Source organism: Pseudobacter ginsenosidimutans (genome assembly GCF_007970185.1).
GTDB lineage: Bacteria > Bacteroidota > Bacteroidia > Chitinophagales > Chitinophagaceae > Pseudobacter > Pseudobacter ginsenosidimutans.
This window is the reverse complement of record NZ_CP042431.1, coordinates 2,890,034-2,914,105: the sequence shown is the minus strand read 5'-3', so window position 1 is coordinate 2,914,105 and position 24,072 is coordinate 2,890,034. Positions and strand designations below refer to the sequence as shown.

Below are 24,072 nucleotides of genomic sequence, written 5' to 3'. Positions count from 1 at the left end.
CAAGAGGCGGCAACTACTCTAATGGAAACTTCACACCAACTCCACCGCCCCAGTTACTCAACTGCTTCACGCCATTATAATTGAATGGCATATAATTATAGTTCGCATTAACGGTGATGCCTGATCGACTATTCCTTCCAAATGGAATATACACACCTGCTTCAGGTCTTACAGCAAATCCGAATTTGGTTTTGCTGCTGGAGAATTCTCCCAGGAACTGGCGATAGAATACCAGGTTACCTCCTACTCCAACACCTGCATAGGGCTGAACGGGTCCTTCAGGAAGGAAGTTGTACTGACCTGTTGCCAGGATCGGTACTACCTGAATGGAATTACTCACTACAGCAGAGATATCGCCACCTTCCACCAGCTTGTAATTGGCGCGGGGATATTTCTGGTAGAAGTCCTGGTAACCGGTTCCCAGACCTACAGAGATCTTATCGGTTACGCCATACAGTACGTTGGCTGTCCATCCGCGGAAAGAGGTTTTGTTCACCTCATCTTTAAATGAGCCCAGCGGAGAAGCGATATTGTAGCCGATATTCAATTTGGTGACACCTTGCTGTGCCTGGCTTTGATGAGGCAACAGGGTAACGAGCAGTGCACCGGCTATCATCGAAGCAATAATGCTGATCTTTTTCATGATGCTAAATTTTTTCAGTTCAACAATTGTTCACCTGGTTAGCTTCTTTTGAAGTAAGGTGACTGATCGAAAAGGGCTTTGATCTGGCTATCGCCTGCACCCGGACGGAAGATGCCGGAACCACGGATCAAACCATTCCACACACCGTGGATCTTATTGTCTTTGTCCGCATTCTTCAGGTCAAGTGCATCGATGGAGAGTGCTCCTTCCTTAATGGAGTATACTCCATAGAAGCCAGGCCAGTAATAACCGTAACCAGGATAGCCCCAGTACCAGGGATCCCAGATGCCGGGATACCCACCCCAATAGTCAGGATAACTAACAATACCGGAATAGGTATTGTAAATGCGGTTGATATTGATACCCAGATCAGGGTCCGCATCTTTGGCTACGAGCGTATAGCCTCTGTCCTGCAATTGTTTCTTAACAGCTGCGATGAACGCCGCATCTACATCCGACAATGATTTCTCGGACAGTTTATTATTATCGATCACGGCCACAGAGTCGGCCACACTGAATGTTGAATAAGAAGAAAAGGCAGCGGTACTATCGTGATTGGTGATATAGATCCTGCTTTCTTCCTCTGACATGTTATCGAGCGGGTCTTTGGTACATCCAGCCAGAACAAGCATGGACGAAGCCGCTATTCCAATGGTTAAGATGAAATTTTTCATAATCCTGTTTTTTTAAAAGTCTCCCTTTAGACTGCACAAAGCCAATGCCTGTTTAATCAGTTGGTTCTGAGCTTAACAGTCCACTAACAGACATTAAAACGGACTTAAAAAACAGGGCCTGATCCGCCATCAAAGCAAGCCCTTATTAAATCAGGATTAAAGCAATCAACTGCCAGCCTGCAATATTTACATGTCATATCTACGAGATCCTGCAGGTAATAACCGCCGGAAAAGCCCGAGAATGAATTCCCGCAGAAACACTCGATTTTCGCCTGCTTTCCGCAATGGAGGCCGGTTTCCGGGCTAATGGTATAGTAATTGTTGCTATTTCTGTACAATTTAATCCCTATGAAGACCAAACAATACCCGATCCGCTGTTTGCTCTGCACCTATTATTATGGTATCTATCAGCCTCCCGGCTAAGCAATTCCGCTTTCCTGTTACTGTACCCGTTATTTTCGATTGTTCCTTACCGTTAGCACAGCCCTTTTAACTCTCTTAATCCGAACCTCATGAAGAATTTACTAGCAATCCTGTGCCTGCTGGTGACTGCCACAGCCAGCGCGCAACTGACAGCCAGAACCATCAAGAAAACAGGCAGCAATGAAGACATCGCTTTCTATGAGTTCAAACCGCTGAACTATGATCCGGCTGTCAAATACCCGATGATCGTTTTCCTCCACGGATATGGTGAGCGCGGGAATGGTACAACCACTTTGTCACGTGTGCTTGAGCAAGGCCTGCCAAGGAATATCCGCGACGGGCATAACATGACCTTCACCTGGAATGGCAAGACCGAAACCTTTATCGTTCTGATGCCACAATTGAATGAGAACTATTACAGCTTCTGGCAGAATTTCATCATCGATGAAATGATCAAATACGGCAAAGCCAATTTCAGTGTTGATACCGATCGCATCTTCCTCACCGGCCTCAGTATGGGCGGCGGCGGAACCTGGGCATATTGCGGAGCATCGGAATCCAACGGACGACAATTTGCCGCTATCGCCACCAGTTGCGGTGCCTGCCAGAGTACCGACTGGTGCAATATCGCCAAAGCAGACCTGCCCATGTGGAGCTTCCATGCAAATGACGATAACAGTGCTGCTCCTGTCAGCTGTACTATCGGCAGCATCACCAATATCCGCAACAATTGTAGTCCGAAAGTGGACCCTATCATGACCATCTGGCCTACCGGCGGTCATGGTATCTGGGGCCGCGTATATGACGTGACCCACAATAACCAGAACCCTAATCTGTATGAATGGTTCCTGGGACAAAATAAATCGCTGCCTGTCAACCGCAGGCCTGTCGCCAATGCCGGGCCGGATGCAACCATCTCCACTGCCAGGCCCCAGGTAAATCTCAGCGCCGTGTATTCAAAGGATGAAGACGGAAAACTGGTGAAATACTTTTGGCGCAAAGTATCAGGCCCTTCTGTAGGAACCATCATGACACCAGAATCCGCCGATGGCCTCACGCGGGTAGTGAACCTCACTTCAGCCGGTACTTATGTATACGAATTGAAAGCTGTTGACGATCGCGCAGACTGGTCAGTAGATCAGGTAACCATCACCGTGGTGAATGGCACCGCTCCGAATATTCCTCCCGTTACCGAAGCCGGCCCAGACCAGGAAGTATTGATCGCCGAAGCAGATCTTAATGGAGGCAGCTCTTATGATCCGGATGGCACCGTGGTGAGCTATCGCTGGAATAAGATCGAGGGCCCTGCTGTATACTCTCTCTCAGACGCCAATGCTTCAGCGCCTAAGATCTCCAACCTGCTGATCGGAGATTATAAATTTGAACTGACCACAACCGATAACCTGGGCGCCACCACCAAAGACACTGTTGTGGTGAAGTCCAACTCCATTGTATTGCCCATTAAACTGAAAGCCTTTACTGCTTACCCAAGTGGAACAGGCACACAGCTTAACTGGACCACCTCCGAAGAAACCGGCGATGAACAATTCAAGATCGAAGCAAGTGATGATGGAAAAAAATTCGCCACTGTATATTCCACGCGCAGCGCAGGAAAAGTTCCGCAACAAACCTATAGCTGGTTCCATGTGAACGGACAATCATACTACCGGCTGAAAATAGTCTCGGCAGGTAAGCCAATGTATTCAAAGATCGTTCCCATACACAGGGATAAGTTAAGCGTGAATACTGAATTCTTCCCTAACCCCGTACAACAAACGCTTTGGGTATCCGTGAACAACCAGGAACGCGGCAGGCTCACTGTAAGGATACTGAGCATGGATGGAAGACTGATCAAACAATCACAATACGCCAAACAGCAGGACCAGCTGATGGCCGATATTGATACCCGCGACATCAACACTGGCATTTACCTGGTGGCCATTACCGGGGAAAATGGATGGCGCGAAGTAAGAAAGATCGTTAAGAAGTAGTAGTGCTTCTAACGGAATGGTTTAAAAAATGATACGGTGGCAAGTTCCAGCATGGGCTTGTCACCGTTTGTGTCTCCGTAACAGTATACATGATCAAATTGAGCAAGATCGAATGCTTCGCGGATGCGGCGCACTTTTTCTACACCATGACAATTCAGTCCTTCTATTCTTCCGGTGATCCGTCCATTGCTTACCTGCATGCGCGTGGCCAGCAATTGCAAACCATTGGCATGGCACCAGGGCTGCAGCCAGTTCTCCGGTGAGGCCGATACCACTATCACCGCAGCGCCATTCAATTTCAATAATTCTATTTCTTTCATTGCCTTTGCTCTCACAACCAATGGAATGGCTTCCTCCGCATATTCACGGCAAAGTGCATTGAATTTTTCTGTGCTCAACTTTCCAAAGAAGAAACGCAACACCTGTTGCTTGGCCACATGATTACTGATCAGGCCCAGCTTGTATGCCACAATGAACGGGCTGTTCAGCATAAAGCCGATCATGAATTTCCAGGGCCCGAAGGTATACCGGATCATTTTGAGCATGGTATCCTTTGTAGTGATGGTGCCATCGAAATCGAAAAAGGCGATCCTTCTGCTCACAATTTTAATTTTTTGAACATGAATTCCGGAACCGATTTGATGATCAGCATGATCCAGCGCCAGAACCATTTTACATACACCACATTCTTCTTTTTGGCTGCAGCATTGAAAACTGTATTGGCCACATCTTCCGGTTTTGCTGTCAGCAATGGCGGCAGTTTCATATTCGCAGTCATAGCCGTGTACACGAATCCTGGTTGTACGCTTGCTACATGTACGTTTTCATGGAACATCCGGTTTCGCAAACCAGACAAATAGGCTGTAAAACCTGCTTTGGCACTGCCGTACATGTAATTACTCTGCCTGCCGCGCTCGCCGGCCACGGAGCTGATCCCCACGATGGTGCCGCTTTTCTGTGCAGCATAAAAATTGCTGACCACATTAAGAATGCTCACGGCCCCGGTATAGTTGGTGTTGATGATCTTCGCTGATTCATTCCAGTTGGCCCGGGCAATCTCATTATCTCCCAGATAGCCAAAAACACAAATAGTTATTTCAGGCTTGTGGTCAAGATTGTAGAAAAAAGACTGGTGACTTTCAAAATTCAATGCATCGAATTCGTGCAGGCTGCATTGTACATTATAACGGATAGCAATATCCGATTGCAGTGCCTGCAGGCGGCCGGTATTACGGGCGGCCAGTTGCACATTGAATCCTTTGGAGGCGTATTTCTTTGCTATTGCCACAGCCATATCGGAAGCAGCGCCAAGAATTAGAACGGTAGGCATTATGTGGTTGTTTCTCTTTGTGATTTACTTTGTAAGCTCCAGTCTGTCTGACTGGATGGAACGGATCTTTCCGTCAGGGTTATATTTCTGAACGATCGATTTGAATTCCTGCAATCTCGGATACCCGGCTTCCAGCATGGACGGCTTCATCCTGGCGTCTTTACTCATGTATAGCCTGCCGCCATATTTGAGTACCACCTGGTCCAGTTCATCCAGGAATTCGAACAATCCTTTACGCACGGGGAAGTCCAGGGCCAGTGTATATCCTTCGAATGGAAATGAAATAAGGCTGTTCTCCTGTTTACCAAAAACTTTCAGCACTACCAGGAAAGAGCCCATTCCCCTGGCGCCGATGCGGCGGAGAATATCGATCAATCCTTCTTTGGCTTCCAGCGGCAACACGAACTGGTATTGCACAAATCCTTTCTTCCCATAGCAACGGTTCCAGTGCAATAGTGCATCCAGCGGATAGAAGAAAGGCTCGTAAGTGGTTACGGAACTGATTTCCTTTTTTACATTTTTATTGTAATAAAGAAAATTGAAAGCCTTTACGGTGAAAGTGTTCAAACTCCAGGAAGGAAAATTGAATGGTATGGTGATGGCTTTCTTCTTAGGCAGCGCCAGCGGGGCTTTGCGCTGTTTTTCGTTCAGCTCTTCAGGCTTTGCGAATTCACCGATAGTCATGATACCACGACCAAAACTATTGCCTTTTTGCAGACAATCGATCCAGGCCATGGAGTAGGTGTAATGCTTGTACTCTTCAAACAAGCGGATCAGCTCTTCCAGGTTGGCCGCCTTGATCTGTTTTTGACTGATATAGGAAGAAGGGATCTTTTTTAATTGGAATTTAACTCGTGTGATCATTCCTGTTAGCCCCATTCCACCGCAGGTGGCTTCAAAAAGATCCGGCAGTTGTGAAGGGGAGCAGGTAACCAGTGAGCCATCAGCGAGGATGATATCCATATCGATGATATGTTGGCCGAAAGTGCCATCCACATGGTGGTTCTTTCCATGTACATCACTGCCCACAGCGCCGCCGATAGTAATGAACTTGGTGCCGGGCGTAACGGGGAGGAACCATCCTTTGGGCACGATCACTTCCAGAATCTGATCTAATGTGAGACCGCTCTGGCACTCGAATACACCGTTCTCCGAATCGAAGGAAAGAATCTTATCGTATTTGATGGTATTGATGGTTTCACCGGCGAGGGAGGCGTCGCCATAGCAACGTCCGTTTCCACGGGGGATGAAATGCGGGCTGTTTCGAATGATGTCCTGTAACTGATCATCGTAAGAGAACAGCCGTTCATCGCTTTCCATAGCTGGGTAATTGCCCCAGTTGGCGATCACTTTTTTCATAACAAACTTGCCAGGATGTTTTATTTGTCAAAAATCGTTACATCTTTCATGTACAATATGAAAAAGAAACTGGCAATCCATAAGAGGAGGGTAACCTGGATAAATCGGTCTTTGTACAGGATCTCGGTAGGTGAGCCGGCCTTGTTCAGGACGAAGGTGATTTGCAAATATCGCATAATTCCTGCAATCACAAAAAGGGCGGTATAATAGATACGGTGGCCAAACTGGCTGTAAAGCACGGCAGAGCTTACCGTATAATTGATATATGTCACTATTAATATGGCGCAGATCAGGCCCAGCATGGTGTTCAGGAAGTCCAGGTTATAGCCTTTGATCACTTTCCTCATTTCCTGTCCGGTGCTTGTTTTCAGCATTACATCGTCCCTTCTTTTCGCTATAGCCATAAAAATGGCCAGGAGGAAGGTCATGATGGTAAGCCACTGGCTCAGGTCAACTTCTGCCAGTACGGAACCTCCTTTCACGCGCAGCACAAAGCCGATGGCCACGATGATCATATCGAGGATACTCACATTCTTAAGCCCGAAACAGTAGCCGATATTCAGTAGATAATAAAGGGAAGTAACGAAGAGGAATTTGCCGCTGCTGTCCAGCAGATAACTGATCAGCAAGCCTGCCGCCAGAAGCAGGAAACAGATAATGAGCGCTGTGGGCTTGCTCACAGAACCTGCAGCCAGCGGGCGTTTACACTTGGTTGGATGTTTGCGGTCCGCTTCAATATCCCGGTAATCGTTAAGGATATAGATGCTGCTTGCGAGAAAACTGAATGCAATAAAACCACCTATCAGTAATTCAAATTTGTGCAGGTTGAACAACTTACCTGCAAAAAAAGAAGGTACGAACAGGAAAAGATTCTTGGCCCAATCCTTAGGCCGCAACAATTTAATATAATCACGCATGATCGCTGCTATCTGCGGCACAAGATACATCCTATTCCCGGAAGCCGCAATACTACTAAAAGGTAGCGGATCAATCATTTCCATGTTCAGGGGATGCACATTATATTTGTTTATATGAAACGTTTACTGGCAATCGCCGAAATCCTGGTGATCGTAGTTATTGCGATCGCCCCCCTCTTTGCCGTTTTCCCGTATCGCATCAATATTTTCCTGAGCTGGGAAGGCGCCTACCGTATGTCTGAAGGACAATTGCCCTATAAAGACTTTGGGATACCGCTCGGTTATATGTACTGGGCAGTACCTGCGCTCTTCTTCAAACTATTCGGGCCGCAACTGATCACACTGGTAAAGGCACAGGCATTTATCAATCTCTTATCAGGATTTGCTTTCCTGTCTATCGGCAAAAGCCTGAAAGTGCAGCCGGGACTACGTTTTCTCGGAGTGCTGTTATTCAGCCTCTCTTATTCCTTCCTTAATTACTGGCCCTGGTACAATCATACTGTGATCGTTTATGAGCTGATCGGTATCGCTTTCCTGTTGAAGTATCTCACGGGAAGCCAGAGCCGGAAACAGTTGCTATGGCTGATCCCTGCCGGCATGTTCCTCTTCTTCTCCTTCTTCACCAAACAGGATGGCGGCGCACTCGGACTCCTCATCTGCCTTGCCCTGCTGTTCTATACCGGTCTCACAGAAAAGAAATGGCTGCCAGCCGGCATTTTCGTGGGAGCTACGCTTCTTACAGCACTCGTTATGATCCTCCCTTTCACCGGTCACGGGTTTGGGTACTGGTTCAATCATGGACAACCGCCACATACTTCGCGTGTATCCCTCAGGGATATCATCGGGGAATTCATGAACGGCTCCATGTGGCTGAAGTTCTATTTGTTCATTATTGCATTATTGCTGATGGTCACCATCAAAAACCGGAAAGAATACTGGCGCGATAAACCACAGATGATCTTTACGCTCCTCACCCTTGGCATCATGGCCGAAGCAGCCATATTCCAGGTGACCAGCTATGTGCCGGCAGATAATAATATCTTCTTTCACAGTTTTGCTTTCATTTTCATTTTTGCATTGCTGGGTAAATTGCTGCCGATCGACTGGGACCAGAAAAAATACATCATCGTTGGAACTATCGGCGTGCTGCTCTGGTGGAGCCATATGGTGTGGAAATATTTCGAGCGTTTCGTATTCAAGGGAGGCGGAGAACCTGTTGCCACAACAAAGTATAACGGCATTGAATATCCGAACGTGGTGAACAAGAACACTTATATCCTCAGCCTGGACACTACCGATGTGCCGCTCAGCCAATGGCGCGTGCCCAATCTCAAAGCATTCGAGAAGATCCTCGTGCCCGGTCCCACAGTAGACGGTATCGAAAGATTAATGGCGATGCCATTGGTGAAGAACAACAAGAACCTGAAAGTGCTGAATATGTCTGAGCTCACGCCACTGGCCGTAGAGATCCCCTATTCACTGGAAGCAGGCGATTACTATCCGCTCTGGTTCCATCAGGGCGTTGGCATGTTCGAGAAACAAACGGATATGTTCGTGGACCGCATCCATAAAAAACATTACGATCTCGTTTTATACGAGTACATTCCTTACGCAAATAATTTCTATCCCTTCCGTGTGCGCGAAGCGCTGCTGAAAGATTATAAACAGATCGATGTATTTCCTGCTACAAGAAAACCGAGCAGCAATTCATGGATTGAAGTGTATGTGAAAGAATAGGTTATTTTTGCTCCAAATTATTTAGCATTTCCGGAGCACAACACATATTGACCAGTCCCATTGAATACCTGAAAGGCGTAGGCCCGCAACGCGGCGAAATGCTCCGCAAAGAACTGAGCATTTTCACTTTCAAAGACCTGCTGGAATACTATCCATTCCGCCATGTGGACCGCACCCGCGTGAACCTCATCCGGGACATCACGCCCAATACCGATTATATCCAGGTGGCGGGCCGTATCACCAGCGTGGGCATCATCGGGGAAAAAAGAGCTAAAAGACTGGTGGCCGAGATCCGCGACCAGACCGGCACCATGGAGCTGATCTGGTTCCAGGGCATCACCTGGATGGAAAAAACACTCACCATCGGATCCGGATTCCGTGTGTTCGGCAAGGTGAGTTTTTTTCAGGGGCAGCCCCAGATGACGCATCCTGAGATCGAATCATTGCAGGAAGTGGGCAAAGAAACCAAGGCCTATCTCGAGCCTGTATATCCAACTACAGAAAAGCTTAAAGCCCGCGGCCTTGGAGGCCGGCAGATCGGGAAGCTCACACAGACCCTGGTAGCGCAGCTCCGGGAGCAGGACCTTCCTGAAAACCTGCCGGAAGAAATACTTCAGCATACCAAACTCGTTGGCAGGTTCCAGGCCCTGCAACATATTCATTTCCCCCCTTCGCCCGAAGCCTGGCAGGCAGCCATGAACCGGCTCAAATTTGAAGAGTTCTTTATCGCACAGCTGAGAATGGGACTGATCAAATCCCAGCGTCACCGTTATTCACGCGGCGTTGTGTTCTCGCAGGTGGGTGAGCTGTTCAATGATTTTTACGAAAATCATCTTCCCTTTCAACTAACCGGCGCACAAAAAAGAGTGGTGAAAGAGATCAGGAAAGATACCGGCACCGGCAAACAGATGAACCGTCTCTTGCAGGGCGATGTAGGCAGTGGCAAAACAATTGTAGCACTGCTGGTGATGCTGCTGGCCGCAGATAACGGATACCAGAGTTGCCTGATGGCTCCTACGGAGATCCTTGCCCGGCAGCATTATGCCAATATCGCCAAACTGTTGAAAGACCTGCCCGTGAATGTGAAGATCCTCACCGGCACTACCAAAAAGTCTGAACGGAAAAAAATACTCGAAGAACTTGCCAGTGGCACACTCCATTTCATTATAGGAACACATGCGCTGGTGGAAGATCCCGTGATCTTCAATAACCTGGGACTGGCAGTTGTAGACGAACAGCATCGCTTTGGTGTAGCCCAGCGGGCCAAATTGTGGGCCAAGGCAACCATTCCTCCGCATGTGCTGGTGATGACCGCCACACCCATTCCGAGGACCCTGGCCATGACTGCATACGGAGATCTCGATTACAGCGTTATGGATGAGCTGCCACCCAACCGTAAGCCCATTCAAACCGTACATCGTTATGAGCAGACGCGCAGCCAGGTAATGGGATTTATACGATCTGAAATTGAAAAAGGACGACAGGCTTATATCATTTTCCCCCTGATCGAAGAATCAGAGAAAATGGACTATGAGAATCTGATGAAAGGATATGAAAATGTAAAAGCATATTTCCCTGAACCGAAGTTCTGGATCAGCATGGTCCACGGAAGACAAACAAACGAGATACGCGAAACCAACATGCAACGTTTTAAGGACCATGACACTCAAATCATGGTTGCTACAACAGTGATAGAAGTAGGCGTTGATGTGCCGAATGCCAGTGTGATGGTGATTGAAAGCGCAGAAAAATTCGGTTTATCGCAATTGCATCAGCTGAGAGGAAGGGTTGGAAGAGGAAGCGAGAAAAGCTTTTGCATTTTATTAACAAGCAATAAACTGAACAATGATGCACTCGAGCGGTTAAAGACGATGGTGGCAACAACTGATGGATTCAAGATCGCAGAGAAAGACCTGGAGCTGCGCGGACCCGGTGATATTGAAGGAACCAGGCAGAGTGGAATGTTGAATTTCAAGCTGGCTAACATCATGCAGGACAGGGAATGGCTCGAACTGGCAAAAGATATGGCCAGCCGCATCATAGATACGGACCCGGACCTCAGCTCGGCCAATAATTTGCGCCTCAAAAACTATCTGCAATCCTTACAGGGCAAGACTGCCTGGAGTAAAATCTCTTAAATTTTCCCGGTCCGTTACTCTCACGGTAACGCCATAACAGATATTATTTCAGTAAATTGTAAAAAAGAAATCTTGGGCAGGAAAAATCTGATAGCCGTTGCATTGCTTTGTCTCGCCACCCTCCATTTGTCCGCACAGAATGGCTCAGGCACTTTTGAATTTATTGAGAACAAGGGTCAGTGGAATAAGGAAATAAGATTCAAGGGTGAATTCGCTACAGGCGCTTTCTTTTTGACGTCGCGCGGCTTCTCCGTGAACATGTATCACCCTGATGATCTGGACCGAGCGCACAAACATTATCATCATGGTCATGGCGACAATGGCATCAGCCGCCCTCCTCGTGATAAACGCACTTCCACCAATGCTACACAGGATCCGTCGGAGCCAGGCACAGGCAGCGGCAATAACAATACGCAGGACCCCAATCCGATGATCGTTCGCGGTCATACCTACCTGGTAGAATTCGAAGGCGCCAATCCCAATCCGCAGATCATTCCTGAAAAAGCAGTCTCCAACAATACCAGTTATTTCATTGGCAACGACCCTTCCAAATGGGCCAGCAATGTAGGCACCTACACTGCACTCACCTACAAGAATGTTTATGAGGGCATCGATGTTCGCTACTACGCAGATTACGGAAATCTCAAATATGATATTATCGTCCATCCCGGAGCAGATCTCAGTAAAGTGCGCATGCAATATTCAGGCGCGGAAAAACTGTCTACCCGCAACGGCGAACTGCTGATCAAAACTTCGGTTGGTACTGTACGTGAGCGTTACCCTTACTCCTATCAGTTCGATATGAGCAGCGGCCGCCAGGAAGTGGAATGCAAATTCGTGGTCGCCAACAGCAACACAGTAAAATTCGATGTAAAGAATTATAACAGGAACAGCACTCTGGTGATCGACCCCACTGTGATCTTCGTATCCTTCACCGGATCTTTCGCCAATGAATACGGCTTCACCGCCACACCCGCGCCCGATGGCTCCCTCTATTCCGGCAGTATCGTTTTCGGAGAAGGGTTCCGTACTACATCCGGCGCTTACAAGCAAAACTTCCAGGGTGGTGTAGCCGGCCGCGGTACCGATGTGGGCATTTTCAAATTCACGCCCAATGGCCAACGTGCATGGGCAACCTATATTGGCGGAAGCGACTCTGAATATCCGCACAGTCTGATCTGTGATGCAGCAGGCAATCTTGTGATCATCGGAAGAACCTATTCCGGTACTTCTTTTCCCATCGATGCCACCACCAGTGGTATTCTTGGCGGAGGAGGGAATGCAGACCTCTTCATCACAAAGCTCAGTGTGAATGGCAATGCTCTTATAGGCTCTATCGTGATCGGCGGCAGCGGAGCTGATTGTGTGAACTATGAAGAAAGACAAAGAAGTAACGGGTCCGGCCCTGCAGCAGCTTCCACCATGCGCTTCTATGGAGATGATTCAAGAAGTGAAGTGGTACTGGATGCAGATGGCGCCATTTATGTAGCTGCGCAAACACAATCAATGAGCCCTACAGGTGGTTTCCATGTAACCAGTGGCGCGTTCCAGACAACACCCGGTGGTGGCAGGCAGGACGGCGTTGTGCTGAAGATCGATCGGGATTGCCGCAACCTGGTCTGGAGCTCATTCCTTGGTGGCAGCGGCGATGACGGCGCATTTGTACTGGCCGTTCATCCGGTTACCCGCGATATTTACGTTGCAGGCACCACCAACAGTGGCGACCTTCCCGGCAGCAATACCGGCGCCCATCAACCGAATCCTGCCGGTGGCATGGATGGTTTTATCCTGCAGATCAGTAACGATGGAGGAACCGCTCTCAAACGCACCTATCTCGGTACAGGCTCATTCGATGCCATTTACGGTATCCGCTTCGATCGCAATCAGTACCCCTATGTAATGGGCGTTACTGAAGGCGGCAACTGGCCCATCATCAATGCAGCATACGGCCAGGCCGGATCCGCGCAGTTCATCGTCAAACTGAGAAGAGACCTCTCAGGTATCGAATACAGTACCGTGTTTGGTAACGGCAGGCGACAACCGAATATGTCTCCGGTTGCCTTCCTCGTAGACCGCTGTGAAAACGTTTATATTTCTGGATGGGGTGGATGGATCGCTCCCAACTCCAATCCCTACAATACCGGTGGCGTACTGGGAATGCCCCTTTCCGCCGACGCGATGAAGACCACTACAGATGACCGCGACCTCTACTTCTTTGTATTGAAGAAAGATGCAGCAGAATTATTGTATGGTTCCTACTTCGGACAAATGGGTGGCGAAGGTGAGCATGTAGACGGCGGCACCAGCCGCTACGACGAACTGGGCGTGATCTACCAGGCACTCTGCGCCAACTGTTTCAGAGGATCACAATATCCGATCAACCAGCCCTTCCCCGTTACGCCCAATGTATGGTCACAGACCAATGGCGCCGGAGATGCAGGCTGTAACCTGGCAGCAGTAAAGATCCGCTTCAATTTCGCCGGAGTGATCTCAGCACCCAAAGCATATTCCGGAGGCCGGCCGGATACATCCGGCTGCGCACCATTTGACGTGACCTTCCGCGATACTATCGCCAATGCCAAAACCTATGAATGGGACTTCGATGGAGATGGAGTTACAGATGCGATCCTGCCAACGCCCACAGCAGCCTTCACTTATAATAATATCGGCACCTACCGGGTACGCCTGATCGCTGTTGACTCAGCCAGCTGCAATATCCGTGACACATCTTTCCTCACCATCCTTGTGAGAAACGATAAGGCTAATATCGATTTCTCCTTTACAAAACTCGGTCCCTGCGAATCAACTGAATTCCTGTTAGACAACCTGTCTACACTCGCACCCAATGCCCAGCCTTTCCTCCCAACTTCCTTTACCTGGGATTTTGCAGATGGCTCCGCAAAAGTGACCACGGACGACAGGGATATCACCCATAAATTCTTTGGCCCGGGCACCTATCCGGTGAAGCTCATTCTGGCCAATGACGACCGCTACTGCAACTCACCAGACACAGTAGTGAAGAATGTTCGTATTGCCGCCAATGTGCGCGCCCAATTCGTAACACCGCCAATGGGATGTCAGCCTTACGATGCCGTATTCACCAACACCTCTATTGCAGGTACCAATTTTGAATGGGACTTCGGCGACGGCAGCCCCATCTCAACAGATGAGAATCCAACACATACCTATCCAAACCTGGGTACATATACCGTTAGGCTGACAGCTTACGATAATTCAACCTGCAACAAGGTGCACGACACCACATTCACCCTCACAGTGAATCCCAAACCTGTTGCAGTGGTAGGACCACAGCCTGATCAAACTACGGATATCAACAAACCAGCCGTATTCACGAACAATTCCAACGGCATAAGACATAAATGGATCTTCGGTGACGGAGAAGAAAGGATCACCAATAACCTGGACACTGTGCATCATCAGTACAATGCCACCGGTACATACAATGTAACATTGATCACTTTCAACCAGTATGAGTGTACAGATACAGCCACCACTATCGTGCATGCCTGGGTGAATCCTTTACTGGACGTGCCCAATGCATTCACACCGGGCCGTGGCGGCAGGAACAGCATCGTTATGGTTCAGGGCTTCGGTATCAATACCATGACCTGGAAGATCTATAACCGCAATGGTCAGAAAGTTTTCGAAACCAATAACAGGCTCGCCGGATGGGATGGTACATTCCGTGGACAACTGCAACCAATGGACGTATATGTATACACGTTAGAAGTTCAGTTCACCGACGGTAGAAGGGTAACAAAAACGGGCGATATTACTTTGATACGATAAATCATTTCACATGAAATCCAGCCATCAGTCACCAGAAATGTGCAGCAACGCGGCGAGGACCCATTCCTGCCTGAGATTTTCATATATTCTCACGCTGGCAGGAATGATTTTCATGGGTAACCTGCACGCGCAGGATCTGCATTTCTCCCAGTGGTTCAATTCCCCACTGAGCACCAATCCTGCCAATACAGGATTTATTCCCGATGCAGATTATCGTATCGGCGCCAATTACAGGAACCAGTGGTCTACTATCATGACCATGCCTTATAAGACTTACAGCATCTGGGGCGATGCACAGATCTTCCGCGACCGTATCACCAGTGGCTGGATGGGTGTGGGTGGATTGATCCTCCGCGACCAGGCAGGTTCCGGCAGCCTTACTTCCACCAAAGTGTACGGCTCCGTTGCCTATCATCAGATGGTTGGCGTGGCGCACCTGATCTCCGCCGGCTTCAATATCGGCTGGGTGAACAAACGCGTGAACACCACCGACCTTAAATTCCCCGATCAGTTCGACGGCGAATTCTTCGATAGCAAACTCCCCACCAACGCTTATCTCGACAATCCCAATATCAACTATTTCGATGTACAGATGGGCATGAACTACGCGTTCTTCCCTACTGACAAAGTATATATCAATGCAGGCGTTTCCGCCTGGCACCTCAACAGACCCCGTGAATCCTTTTTCAACACAGACCCCATCGGCGATGAAAATTCGCGTATCCCCATGCGTTATACCGCATTCCTGAATGCCAGTATCAAAGTGCATGAAGACGTTATCGTGAACCCGATGGTGTACCATTCCCGCCAGGCCAATGCTTCTGAAACCGTTGGCGGCCTCTATGCCCAGTACAACCTGGGCGAAGAAGGCGAATCCCAGGTACTCGGTGGCATCTACTACCGCCCCGGCGATGCCTTTATTCCCATGATCGGGTTTGAATGGAAGGGTATTCGTCTTACCTTCACCTACGATGCCACCACTTCCGGGCTAAAGCAGTACAACAATACCCGCGGCGCCCTGGAGTTCGCATTGATGAAGCGAGGATATTACGACGAATACAATGGCGACCGACGCCAAAGCCTTTGCCCTACGTTCAAGTACTAGGGTAACCCCGGCCCGGCCGCACCATAACCAACAAATATGAGCCCAGTTACTGAGATCATCCTGATTGTATGTGTCTATGCCCTGATGATCTTTACCATGATCCGTATCATTTTCGATACGGTGAATGTGAGCAAGGCATTGGGTTACCTGCTCCTCACCATCGTGCTGCCCGTTGCCGGCAGCATTGTTTATTTTTCACTGGGAGTCAATTACAGGAAACGAAAGATCTACAACAAAAAGATCATTACCGACGAATACCTCCTGCAAAACCTCCGCAAAGACATCGATGAATCCGCCCTCCGCTTATTGCAATCACATCATGATGATGTAGGCAATTTTGCCGGCCTCGCCCGCCTGCTGATCAAGGATTCTCTCTCCTTCCTATCATTGAACCATATCAAGCTCCTGCTGAACGGAGAGAACAAATTCCCCGATGTGATCAAAGCCCTGGAAGCAGCTCAAAGCAGCATCCATATCCAGTATTATATTTACGACAATGATGAGATCGGTAACCAGATCAAAGCCATCCTCATGCGCAAAGCCCGCGAAGGAGTGAAAGTGCGTTTCATCTACGATGATTTCGGCAGCAACGGCCTCAAAAAAAGATGGGTGCGGGAACTGGAACAGGCCGGTGTGGAGATCTATCCCTTCTACAAGATCTATTTCGTTTTCCTCGCCAGCCGCATCAATTACCGCAACCACCGTAAAGTGATCATTGTGGATGGACAAACTGGATTCACCGGCGGCATCAATGTATCCGACAAGTATATCAATGGAGATGACCCCAAAAAGCTTTACTGGCGCGACACTCATGTGATGATCGAAGGCCCGGCAGTACTCAACCTGCAATACCATTTCCTGGCCGACTGGAATTTCTGCTCAGACCAGAACCTCACGCCCAACAATGAGCTCTTTCCCATTCCCAACCGCCGCCCTGATTTCGGAATGCTCACACAGATCGCTGTGAGCGGCCCGGATTATCCGCGCGCGGATGTAATGCTCAGCTATTTCACCGCCATCGCCAATGCACAGCAAAAAGTATATATCACCACGCCCTATTTCATTCCCAATAACAGCATTTACGATGCTATCAAAAAAGCTGCGCTCAGCGGTTGCGATGTTCGTTTGCTGGTTCCCGGTATATCAGATTCAAAAACGGTGAATTATGCCACGCAATCCTACTTCGAACCATTGCTCGAATGCGGAGTGCGTATCTATCTTTATCAAAAAGGATTTGTGCATTCCAAAACTCTGGTGATAGATGATACCCTCAGTATGGTGGGCTCCGCCAATATCGACTTCCGCAGCTTCGACCTCAATTTTGAGCTCAATACCATTATTTACGACCAGGCGTTCGGAGAAAAAATGACTGAAGTTTTCCTCCAGGACCTGGAAGATGCAGAAGAAGTGATCTATGCTGAATGGCTGAAGCGCAGTACCGGCAGACAGCTACTCGAAAAATCTGCAAGACTGCTCTCTCCCCTGCTATAATAGTTTCCCAACACAACTGTACATGACAGCCTGATTATAGATCGAAGTCCTTTCACCGATCTTTTCCGGTGTTGTAAATCCTGTCTTTACCAGCAAACCCTGCATAACTGAAAAACCCAGTGGATAAGGAACCCAGGGATTCGCTTTTTCCATTTCATATTCCACTATCAGCAACAATCCGCCTGGACGGAGGTATTGTTTCAATTGATCGAGAAATAATTCCTTATTCTTTACATAATGAATGGAATTGGCCATCAGTATACCATCCAGTATTGGAAGGGAAATTGGTTTTGTAATATCTGCAACCATAGTAGTGATGGAAATACCATTGTAAGGTTGGATCTTTTTCAATGCCTGCTCCTCCATATCCACTGCAACAATGCTGCTACCAGAGGGAAGCAGGGCCGCCAGCGCTCCCGTAAAAACGCCGCTTCCGCTTCCCAGGTCAGCCCAAACGCTCGGCTTTTGGTAATTCAGGACCGGATGCTTTAGCATCGCGATTGCTTCGGATTGTTCCATATGTTCCGAAAGATAACTATTTTGCCTGTGCATCATGAGCAATATCACTGTCACCATCGACGTAATCAAGGTCGTTCTTCTACATTTTGAGAAACTGGGATTGCCCAGCGATCCCTTGCTGCGCGCAGCCGGGATCGAAGAACAGGTATTGCAGATCAACAACCACAATGTTTCGCTCGGCGCATTCTCCCGGTTCTTCGAAGCCGCCTGCAGGGAAAGCGGGAATCCCTGCCTTGGATTCCAGGTGGGCGACAATTCAAACCTGGACTCCCTGGGCATTCTCGGACAGATGTACCGTTACAGCAAAAGCATTCGTGAAGGCTCTTTACTGATCACCAAATACCTGCCCGTATTGCACCGTGTTTTCAATATCTATTACGAAGAAACAGCCACCGAAGTAGAACTGGTTTTCGTTCCCGCCACCTGGGACCCGCAATACCGCATCGGCGTAAAACAACTGATAGAACTGGCCATGGCCTATAACCGGAGAGGATTACAACATGCAACGCAAAGCGATATCTCACCCATAAAAGTGCTGTTCTCCTATGAGCTCACAGAACAGGAGAAACAGGTTTGCCAGGAAATCTTTCAATGCACGATCCTTCATCATCCTTCCAAATGCGCACTGGTGTATAGAAAGGAAGACTGCGAGAGGCCGCATATTTTCCATAATCCTCTGCTGGTGCAGGCATTTGAATCCTATGCCAGGGAACAGCTGTCCAGGCTTCAATCATCCGGTGAATATTATACTACCGTTAAGAATTGCATCATCAATGAGATCCGGAACGGTGAAGAACCGGACGCTAATAACATTGCACAACAGATAGGGATAACCGAAAATTCATTGTTAACGATACTGGAATCGGAAGGCAGGAGCTTTACCCAGATACTTTTTGAAGTGAGGAATGAGATCGCCATGGGCTATTCCATGCAGGAAACAATTCCTGCAGGCGATTCGCTGGTGGAAGCCGTAATCCAGGCAGAGGAGAAAGAGCGAAGCCGCATCGCGCAGGAACTTCATGATGGAGTGTCCGGCATGCTGGCGGCGGTGAAAATGCATTTCAGCACATTGCAGGAAACCAATCCCAGTTTTCAGCAATCAGGTGAATTCCATCATGCCCTATCCATGCTGGATGATGCCTCCCGCGAGCTTCGTAAAACAGCCCATAACCTGATGCCCGAAATCCTGCTGAACTATGGCCTGGACGAAGCTTTGAGAAGATACTGCCAGAATCTTCAGCATTGCAGCACAGCCTCCATTCAATATTTCAGAACAGGAAATCCCGGCAGGTTCCGTCACAATTTTGAACTGGCAGTGTACAGGGTGGCACAGGAACTGATCCATAATGCCATCAAGCATGCAAATCCAAAGCGTGTACTGGTTCAGGTTAGTATCCTCCGCCAGCAGCTCCTGCTCACTATCGAAGATGATGGCTGCGGGTTCGATATCAATGCTATCAGCACCGGAATGGGGCTGCAAAGCCTGCGCAGCCGCGTCAACGCGCTGGATGGGGATATTCATTGGGATAGTCAGCCAGGCAAGGGCACCAGCGTGAATGTATCTTTCAATATCTCACCTATACAATCTTCAGTTACCTGAAATGCCTGTCAAGATCGCCATTACCGACGATCACCCGATGGTGATCAGTGCCATGAAATCCGCGCTGGAGCTTAATCCCGGGCGGGAGCTCATTTTTACCTGCACCTGTGGCGAAGCGTTGTTGCAGCAATTATCCATTCATCAACCGGATATTCTTTTGCTCGATATCCGTTTACCCGATTTGCCCGGCACCAGCCTATGTAAACAGATCAGCGCTGAATATCCATTCGTCAGGATCATCGCCATCACCAGCCATGATGATCCATGGTATATACGTCAGATGCTGGAAATGGGCGCCCATGGCTATCTCCTGAAAGATACCGGCTTCAATATTTTAGAAGAGGCCATCAGCAAAGTGCTTAACGGAAATCAGTATATGGACCCGCGCATTAGCCTGGAGCCGGTCAATAAGACGAAGGAATTACCATTCACACGGAAAGAAAAGGAAATGCTGACATTGCTGTCCGAAATGCAGAGCCTCCAACAGATTGCCATCAGGATGTGCATACCACTCCGTATGGCAGAAATGCATTTCTATAATCTTGTACAAAAACTGGGCACTGATGATATGAATGGATTGTTGCAGGAAGCCCGCCGTCGCGGCCTGCTTTAGTACATCAGCTTTTTCAGGTTATCGATATATCCCCTGCTCACTTTGAGTGATACATCATTATTGAGCACCAGGTAGGCATCATTGTTCTCTTTATACACTTCCCTGATATGATGGATGTTCACGATACTGGAACGATGTACACGGATGAATGCCGCCGGATTCAGCCTCTGCTCCAATACGCCGATCCCATAATTACTGAGGAAATTCTTTTGCAAAGTGTAGATGCGGGTATAATCTTTTTCCGCTGCGAGGTAAGCGATATCCTGCACTGCGAGACTGATCATTTTGTTTCCGCTTTCCAGGAGGATCCGTTCCGGATATCCTTGTTCAGGCTGGCTTACAGCATCAGTGAGGGCCGTCAGCCTGGCCAGATCATTGCCCTGACGCGTGAGCACTTTGGCAACTGCCTGGTTGAAACGCTCGCGGGTATAGGGTTTCAGAAGATAGTCGATCGCATTGGAGTCGAACGCCTTCAGCGCATACTGATCATAGGCAGTAGTGAAGATGATCTGAGGTACATGGATGATCTGTCTCAGTACCTGGAATCCGCTGAGGCCAGGCATCTGGATATCGAGGAATACAAGATCGGGCTCCATCCTGTCGATGGCAGCCACCGCCTCCAGGCCATCCTGGCATTGCGCCACGATCTCCATTTCAGGATAATCTTCCAGGTACTGCTGCAGGATGGTCCTGGCAGCAGCTTCATCGTCTGCTATGATCACTTTTTTTAGAGGCATAATTACTTGCTGCAATATACTTATGAAAACTAAAAAAATGGACAGGGCCCGGAGGCCCCGCCGCTTGAATTTCCCGTTTGTGTATTTTATAGTTTTACAAACTCCACGCGCCGGTTATTGGCTTTGGCCGCGGGACTGTTGTCTTTTTCCACAGGCTCCGACTCCCCTTTTCCATCTGTTTCCATTCTGTCTGCCCCTATACCAAATTCCTTTTCCAGTAAAGCTTTTACAGCATCGGCCCTTTTGATGGACAATGCCTTATTATGTGCATCATCCCCATCACTGTCTGTATGTCCTACGATCTTCACACGTACATTACCGTTCTCCTTCAAAACCGCGGCCATTTCTTTGATCACCGGGAAGGAAGCAGGTTTGATCCTGTCGCTGTTCACATCAAAGAGAATGGCGCTGGTGCTCACTTTGCCTTCAGTCATGAACTTGCTGCGCATATCCGGCAAACCGCCTGCTATGCGGATATTGGAGATAAGATAATAATCAGGTTTTGTAGTGCTTGTGTTCATGGTGAACACGAGTGAATTGTAATTGGCATCTCCAAGCCCCTGCTGCACATCTATCACTTTTTCTTCATCCAGATACATGCGTATCCTTCTTTTCTGACGCCAGATACTTACTTTAACGGTATTCTTGCCGCCATACCCATGGAATTTATCTGTTTCAAATTGCTGGCGCGATCCTTCTGTACCACTTACCTGATTGTATCCGATCCTGCCTGCTTTTTGAGAAACCATATTCGGCAGAAACCATAGCTGGAATCCCTCCTGTCCTCCCTGTCCCTGTTGCCAGCGTGTATATTCAGATTGATTTTTGAGCGATGCAATGGCAAGGTACAAGGGCGAAGAGGTGGTACGGAACCCATCATTGCAGATCAGGTCCATTTCCAGCGTAAAATTTTCCGGAAGCGATGTAATGAAAGCCGGCATGAACACACCATTACCATCCAGCTTCAGCCATTTGCCCGGTAATTCAGTGGCGGTAACCACTTCAGCCGATGTATTCGTATTCCATTTGGCAGGAAAATCACCTGCATTGTCCTGTGAAAAATCCTCAAACGCAATCACTTTCTCGCCTGGGATGAAATCGAACTTACTGTAGAGGCTGAAGGTCTTGCCCTGTGGAGCAGTTTTCTCTTTTTCATTTTTATTCTTTTCATCTTTCTCCTCTTCCTCTTCACCTTTTTTCTTTTTCTTGAATGCTTTTCCGTTCAGCACATCGTCCATCACATCCCCCGTTTTATCGGCGGATTTCTGAACTGTTTTTTGTTCTGCTTTGTTTTTCACAGCATCCTTGATATTCTTCAAAAGCTGTGCATTCGCCACGCTGCCGCAAAGCAGCGCAACTGCTAAAAGATAAATGCTCCGCATAGACTTGTTGATTTGAAAAATTTACTCTCCCAGCCATTGCCTGAACTGGTTGGCTTTGAGACGGCTTACTATTACATTGTCGATTTCCCGGGGAACCAATTCAACTTTGAGATTGCCGTTGAACCAGAGCAGGATCTTCTGTACGGCGGTATGGCTGGTGATCACCTGTCTGCTGGCGCGGAAGAACTGGTCCGGAGAAAGGCATTGCTCTATTTCTTCCAGGCTCATGCGCACCAGGAAATTCTTGCCATCGAATGTTTTCAGATAGCTCAACTTATTCTTCGAATAGAAATAGGCTATATCGTTGCAATGCACCGAGATCAGTTCCTTTCCTTTTCTCACCAGGAACCTCTTCCGGAATGCCGGTAAAACAGATCCAGACGGCGCCATCAAAGCGCTGCTGTCTTCCTCTCCGGAATTTTCACATTGTACAATACAGTCCGGCAGAACCATCTGAAGCCTGCGGAACTCTTCGGAATTCAGGGAAAGCTGTACCCGCATTGAGGCGGATTGTGGTTGGCTGACTGCGTGCATGGGGATCGGGTTTTCTGATTAATTGATTATAGCAGGCAAGTTAAACATGGAAATTCCCCCCAGCAGTTGCGGTACGACGAGTTGCATTATGTTCCTTTGAATTGCAATACCGGCAGTTGGTCTGCAGATGATGCAAGCTCGGTAGTTTCCCGCTTCTTTATAAATTTATCTTTCAGAATATTTTGAAAGTTCAATACAACTATGCAACTTTGTATCGTGAAAGCGTCAAAGTGAAAAAGGCAGCCCTAAAAAAGGCACCATGAACACCATCGCCTACATCCTTTATTTCCTGATCACTTATTTCATTACAGTGCATACAGGATTATCCTTTTACAGAAATGGCCGGATCTATATCCTCAATATCCTGGAAGGGAATGAAGCGCTCACCAGTTACATCAACCGTTTGTTGCTGATTGGCTATTACCTGCTGAACCTGGGCTATGTAGCGCTCAGCGTGAAAGAATGGGATGAGATTTACACAGTAACGCAACTGCTGTCTATGCTGGCTTTAAAAGTAGGCGCCATCATGCTGCTGCTGGCCTGCATCCACTTTGTGAACATGGCCGTGATCCTTCATATCGGCCACAAACAACATCAGGCAAACCATAAACTCTGACAATATGAAAGATTATCATCTTATCGCTTATTGCATTTACCTGCCCATTATGCTCCTGCTGACCTGGTATGTGGCCGGCACCTTGTTCAAAAGTGGAAAAACATTCATGCTGGATATCTTTCACAACAAGGAAGACATTGCCAATGCCACCAACAAACTTTTCAAGACAGGCTTTTATCTCCTGAACCTTGGCTTCGGATTGCTGATCCTCTCCATCGAAATTTCCATGGAAAATTCAAGGGACATGATAGAGGCCCTCAGCCCCAAAATAGGCGGCTTCAGCATTTACCTGGGCTTCATGCTCTTTATCAATCTTTATTTTTTCTTCAGGGGTAGAAAGATATCACGCCGCCGCTCACAGGCAACGCTTCCAGTGATAGATACGCCTCCGGTGATCAAAGCATGATTGAATGATGATTACATATGATGGGATTTTCTTAACGAAAGGACACA

20 protein-coding genes are annotated in these 24,072 nt (G+C 48.1%); 10 read left to right on the top strand and 10 right to left on the bottom strand.

Features of this window, described 5'->3' with window-relative positions:
* Positions 1-13: 13 nt before the first annotated feature.
* Together FSB84_RS11865 and FSB84_RS11860 are read right to left on the bottom strand one after the other, a co-directional pair.
* Positions 14-643, bottom strand: a complete 630-nt coding sequence (locus FSB84_RS11865) for an outer membrane beta-barrel protein (RefSeq protein ID WP_130541333.1) — start codon at positions 641-643, stop codon at positions 14-16.
* A 38-nt stretch (positions 644-681) separates the two neighbouring features.
* Positions 682-1,317, bottom strand: coding sequence for a DUF4136 domain-containing protein (locus FSB84_RS11860; protein WP_130541335.1), 636 nt, complete (start codon positions 1,315-1,317; stop codon positions 682-684).
* 512 nt (positions 1,318-1,829) lie between these two features.
* Here FSB84_RS11860 and FSB84_RS11855 point away from each other — a divergent pair.
* On the top strand, positions 1,830-3,731 hold the full coding sequence (locus tag FSB84_RS11855) for a PKD domain-containing protein (protein WP_130541337.1): 1,902 nt from the start codon (positions 1,830-1,832) through the stop codon (positions 3,729-3,731).
* Positions 3,732-3,739: 8 nt separating this feature from the next.
* On the opposite strand, the gene FSB84_RS11850 is transcribed toward FSB84_RS11855, so the two are convergent.
* From FSB84_RS11850 to FSB84_RS11835, 4 genes are read right to left on the bottom strand one after another with little or no spacing between them, the layout of a single operon-like run.
* Positions 3,740-4,333 carry an HAD-IB family hydrolase gene (locus tag FSB84_RS11850; RefSeq protein ID WP_158643867.1) on the bottom strand — a complete coding sequence of 198 codons (594 nt, stop codon included), beginning with the start codon at positions 4,331-4,333 and terminating at the stop codon, positions 3,740-3,742.
* The gene (locus FSB84_RS11845) at positions 4,330-5,061 is read right to left on the bottom strand and encodes an SDR family oxidoreductase (RefSeq protein ID WP_130541341.1); all 732 of its coding nucleotides are present in this window, start codon (positions 5,059-5,061) and stop codon (positions 4,330-4,332) included. The genes FSB84_RS11850 and FSB84_RS11845 overlap by 4 nt, the downstream gene beginning before the upstream one ends.
* Positions 5,062-5,085: 24 nt before the next feature.
* Positions 5,086-6,420: an FAD-binding oxidoreductase gene (locus FSB84_RS11840; RefSeq protein ID WP_130541343.1), complete on the bottom strand. Its 1,335-nt coding sequence runs from the start codon at positions 6,418-6,420 to the stop codon at positions 5,086-5,088.
* A gap of 20 nt (positions 6,421-6,440) precedes the next feature.
* Positions 6,441-7,337, bottom strand: a complete 897-nt coding sequence (locus FSB84_RS11835) for a decaprenyl-phosphate phosphoribosyltransferase (protein WP_130541345.1) — start codon at positions 7,335-7,337, stop codon at positions 6,441-6,443.
* 114 nt (positions 7,338-7,451) lie between these two features.
* Here FSB84_RS11835 and FSB84_RS11830 point away from each other — a divergent pair, with 114 nt between their 5' ends.
* The 5 genes from FSB84_RS11830 to cls all read left to right on the top strand — a co-directional run bounded on the left by FSB84_RS11830 (position 7,452) and on the right by cls (position 17,618).
* Positions 7,452-9,074, top strand: a complete 1,623-nt coding sequence (locus FSB84_RS11830; protein WP_130541347.1) for a hypothetical protein — start codon at positions 7,452-7,454, stop codon at positions 9,072-9,074.
* Positions 9,075-9,121: 47 nt separating this feature from the next.
* On the top strand, positions 9,122-11,212 hold the full coding sequence (gene recG, locus FSB84_RS11825; RefSeq protein ID WP_130541349.1) for an ATP-dependent DNA helicase RecG: 2,091 nt from the start codon (positions 9,122-9,124) through the stop codon (positions 11,210-11,212).
* Positions 11,213-11,284: 72 nt separating this feature from the next.
* A complete protein-coding gene (locus tag FSB84_RS11820) occupies positions 11,285-15,022 on the top strand; it encodes a DUF7948 domain-containing protein (protein ID WP_225980054.1) in 3,738 nt (1,245 codons plus the stop codon).
* Positions 15,023-15,032: 10 nt separating this feature from the next.
* Complete coding sequence (locus tag FSB84_RS11815; protein ID WP_130541351.1) at positions 15,033-16,127, top strand: PorP/SprF family type IX secretion system membrane protein; 1,095 nt, start codon at positions 15,033-15,035, stop codon at positions 16,125-16,127.
* A gap of 36 nt (positions 16,128-16,163) precedes the next feature.
* Positions 16,164-17,618 carry a cardiolipin synthase gene (gene cls, locus FSB84_RS11810; RefSeq protein ID WP_130541353.1) on the top strand — a complete coding sequence of 485 codons (1,455 nt, stop codon included), beginning with the start codon at positions 16,164-16,166 and terminating at the stop codon, positions 17,616-17,618.
* Here cls and FSB84_RS11805 read toward each other — a convergent pair.
* Positions 17,613-18,137, bottom strand: a complete 525-nt coding sequence (locus FSB84_RS11805) for a class I SAM-dependent methyltransferase (protein ID WP_158643866.1) — start codon at positions 18,135-18,137, stop codon at positions 17,613-17,615. The two genes, cls and FSB84_RS11805, sit on opposite strands and share 6 nt — an antisense overlap.
* A gap of 34 nt (positions 18,138-18,171) precedes the next feature.
* On the opposite strand from FSB84_RS11805, the gene FSB84_RS11800 reads away from it, so the two are divergent.
* Positions 18,172-19,737 (top strand): AraC family transcriptional regulator ligand-binding domain-containing protein, encoded by a 1,566-nt coding sequence (locus tag FSB84_RS11800; RefSeq protein WP_130541356.1) that lies wholly within the window; start codon positions 18,172-18,174, stop codon positions 19,735-19,737.
* A 1-nt stretch (position 19,738) separates the two neighbouring features.
* Positions 19,739-20,350, top strand: a complete 612-nt coding sequence (locus FSB84_RS11795) for a response regulator transcription factor (RefSeq protein WP_158643865.1) — start codon at positions 19,739-19,741, stop codon at positions 20,348-20,350.
* Here FSB84_RS11795 and FSB84_RS11790 read toward each other — a convergent pair.
* From FSB84_RS11790 to FSB84_RS11780, 3 genes are all read right to left on the bottom strand, one after another.
* Complete coding sequence (locus FSB84_RS11790) at positions 20,347-21,087, bottom strand: LytR/AlgR family response regulator transcription factor (RefSeq protein ID WP_130541359.1); 741 nt, start codon at positions 21,085-21,087, stop codon at positions 20,347-20,349. The two genes, FSB84_RS11795 and FSB84_RS11790, sit on opposite strands and share 4 nt — an antisense overlap.
* Before the next feature lie 86 nt (positions 21,088-21,173).
* Entirely contained in the window at positions 21,174-22,469 is a 1,296-nt protein-coding gene (locus FSB84_RS11785; protein ID WP_130541361.1) for an OmpA family protein, read from the bottom strand.
* A gap of 21 nt (positions 22,470-22,490) precedes the next feature.
* Complete coding sequence (locus FSB84_RS11780) at positions 22,491-22,970, bottom strand: LytR/AlgR family response regulator transcription factor (protein ID WP_158643864.1); 480 nt, start codon at positions 22,968-22,970, stop codon at positions 22,491-22,493.
* Between the two features lie 292 nt (positions 22,971-23,262).
* Here FSB84_RS11780 and FSB84_RS11775 point away from each other — a divergent pair, with 292 nt between their 5' ends.
* Together FSB84_RS11775 and FSB84_RS11770 are read left to right on the top strand one after the other, a co-directional pair.
* Entirely contained in the window at positions 23,263-23,619 is a 357-nt protein-coding gene (locus FSB84_RS11775) for a hypothetical protein (RefSeq protein ID WP_130541365.1), read from the top strand.
* Positions 23,620-23,623: 4 nt separating this feature from the next.
* Positions 23,624-24,025 carry a hypothetical protein gene (locus FSB84_RS11770; protein ID WP_130541366.1) on the top strand — a complete coding sequence of 134 codons (402 nt, stop codon included), beginning with the start codon at positions 23,624-23,626 and terminating at the stop codon, positions 24,023-24,025.
* Positions 24,026-24,072: the final 47 nt, after the last annotated feature.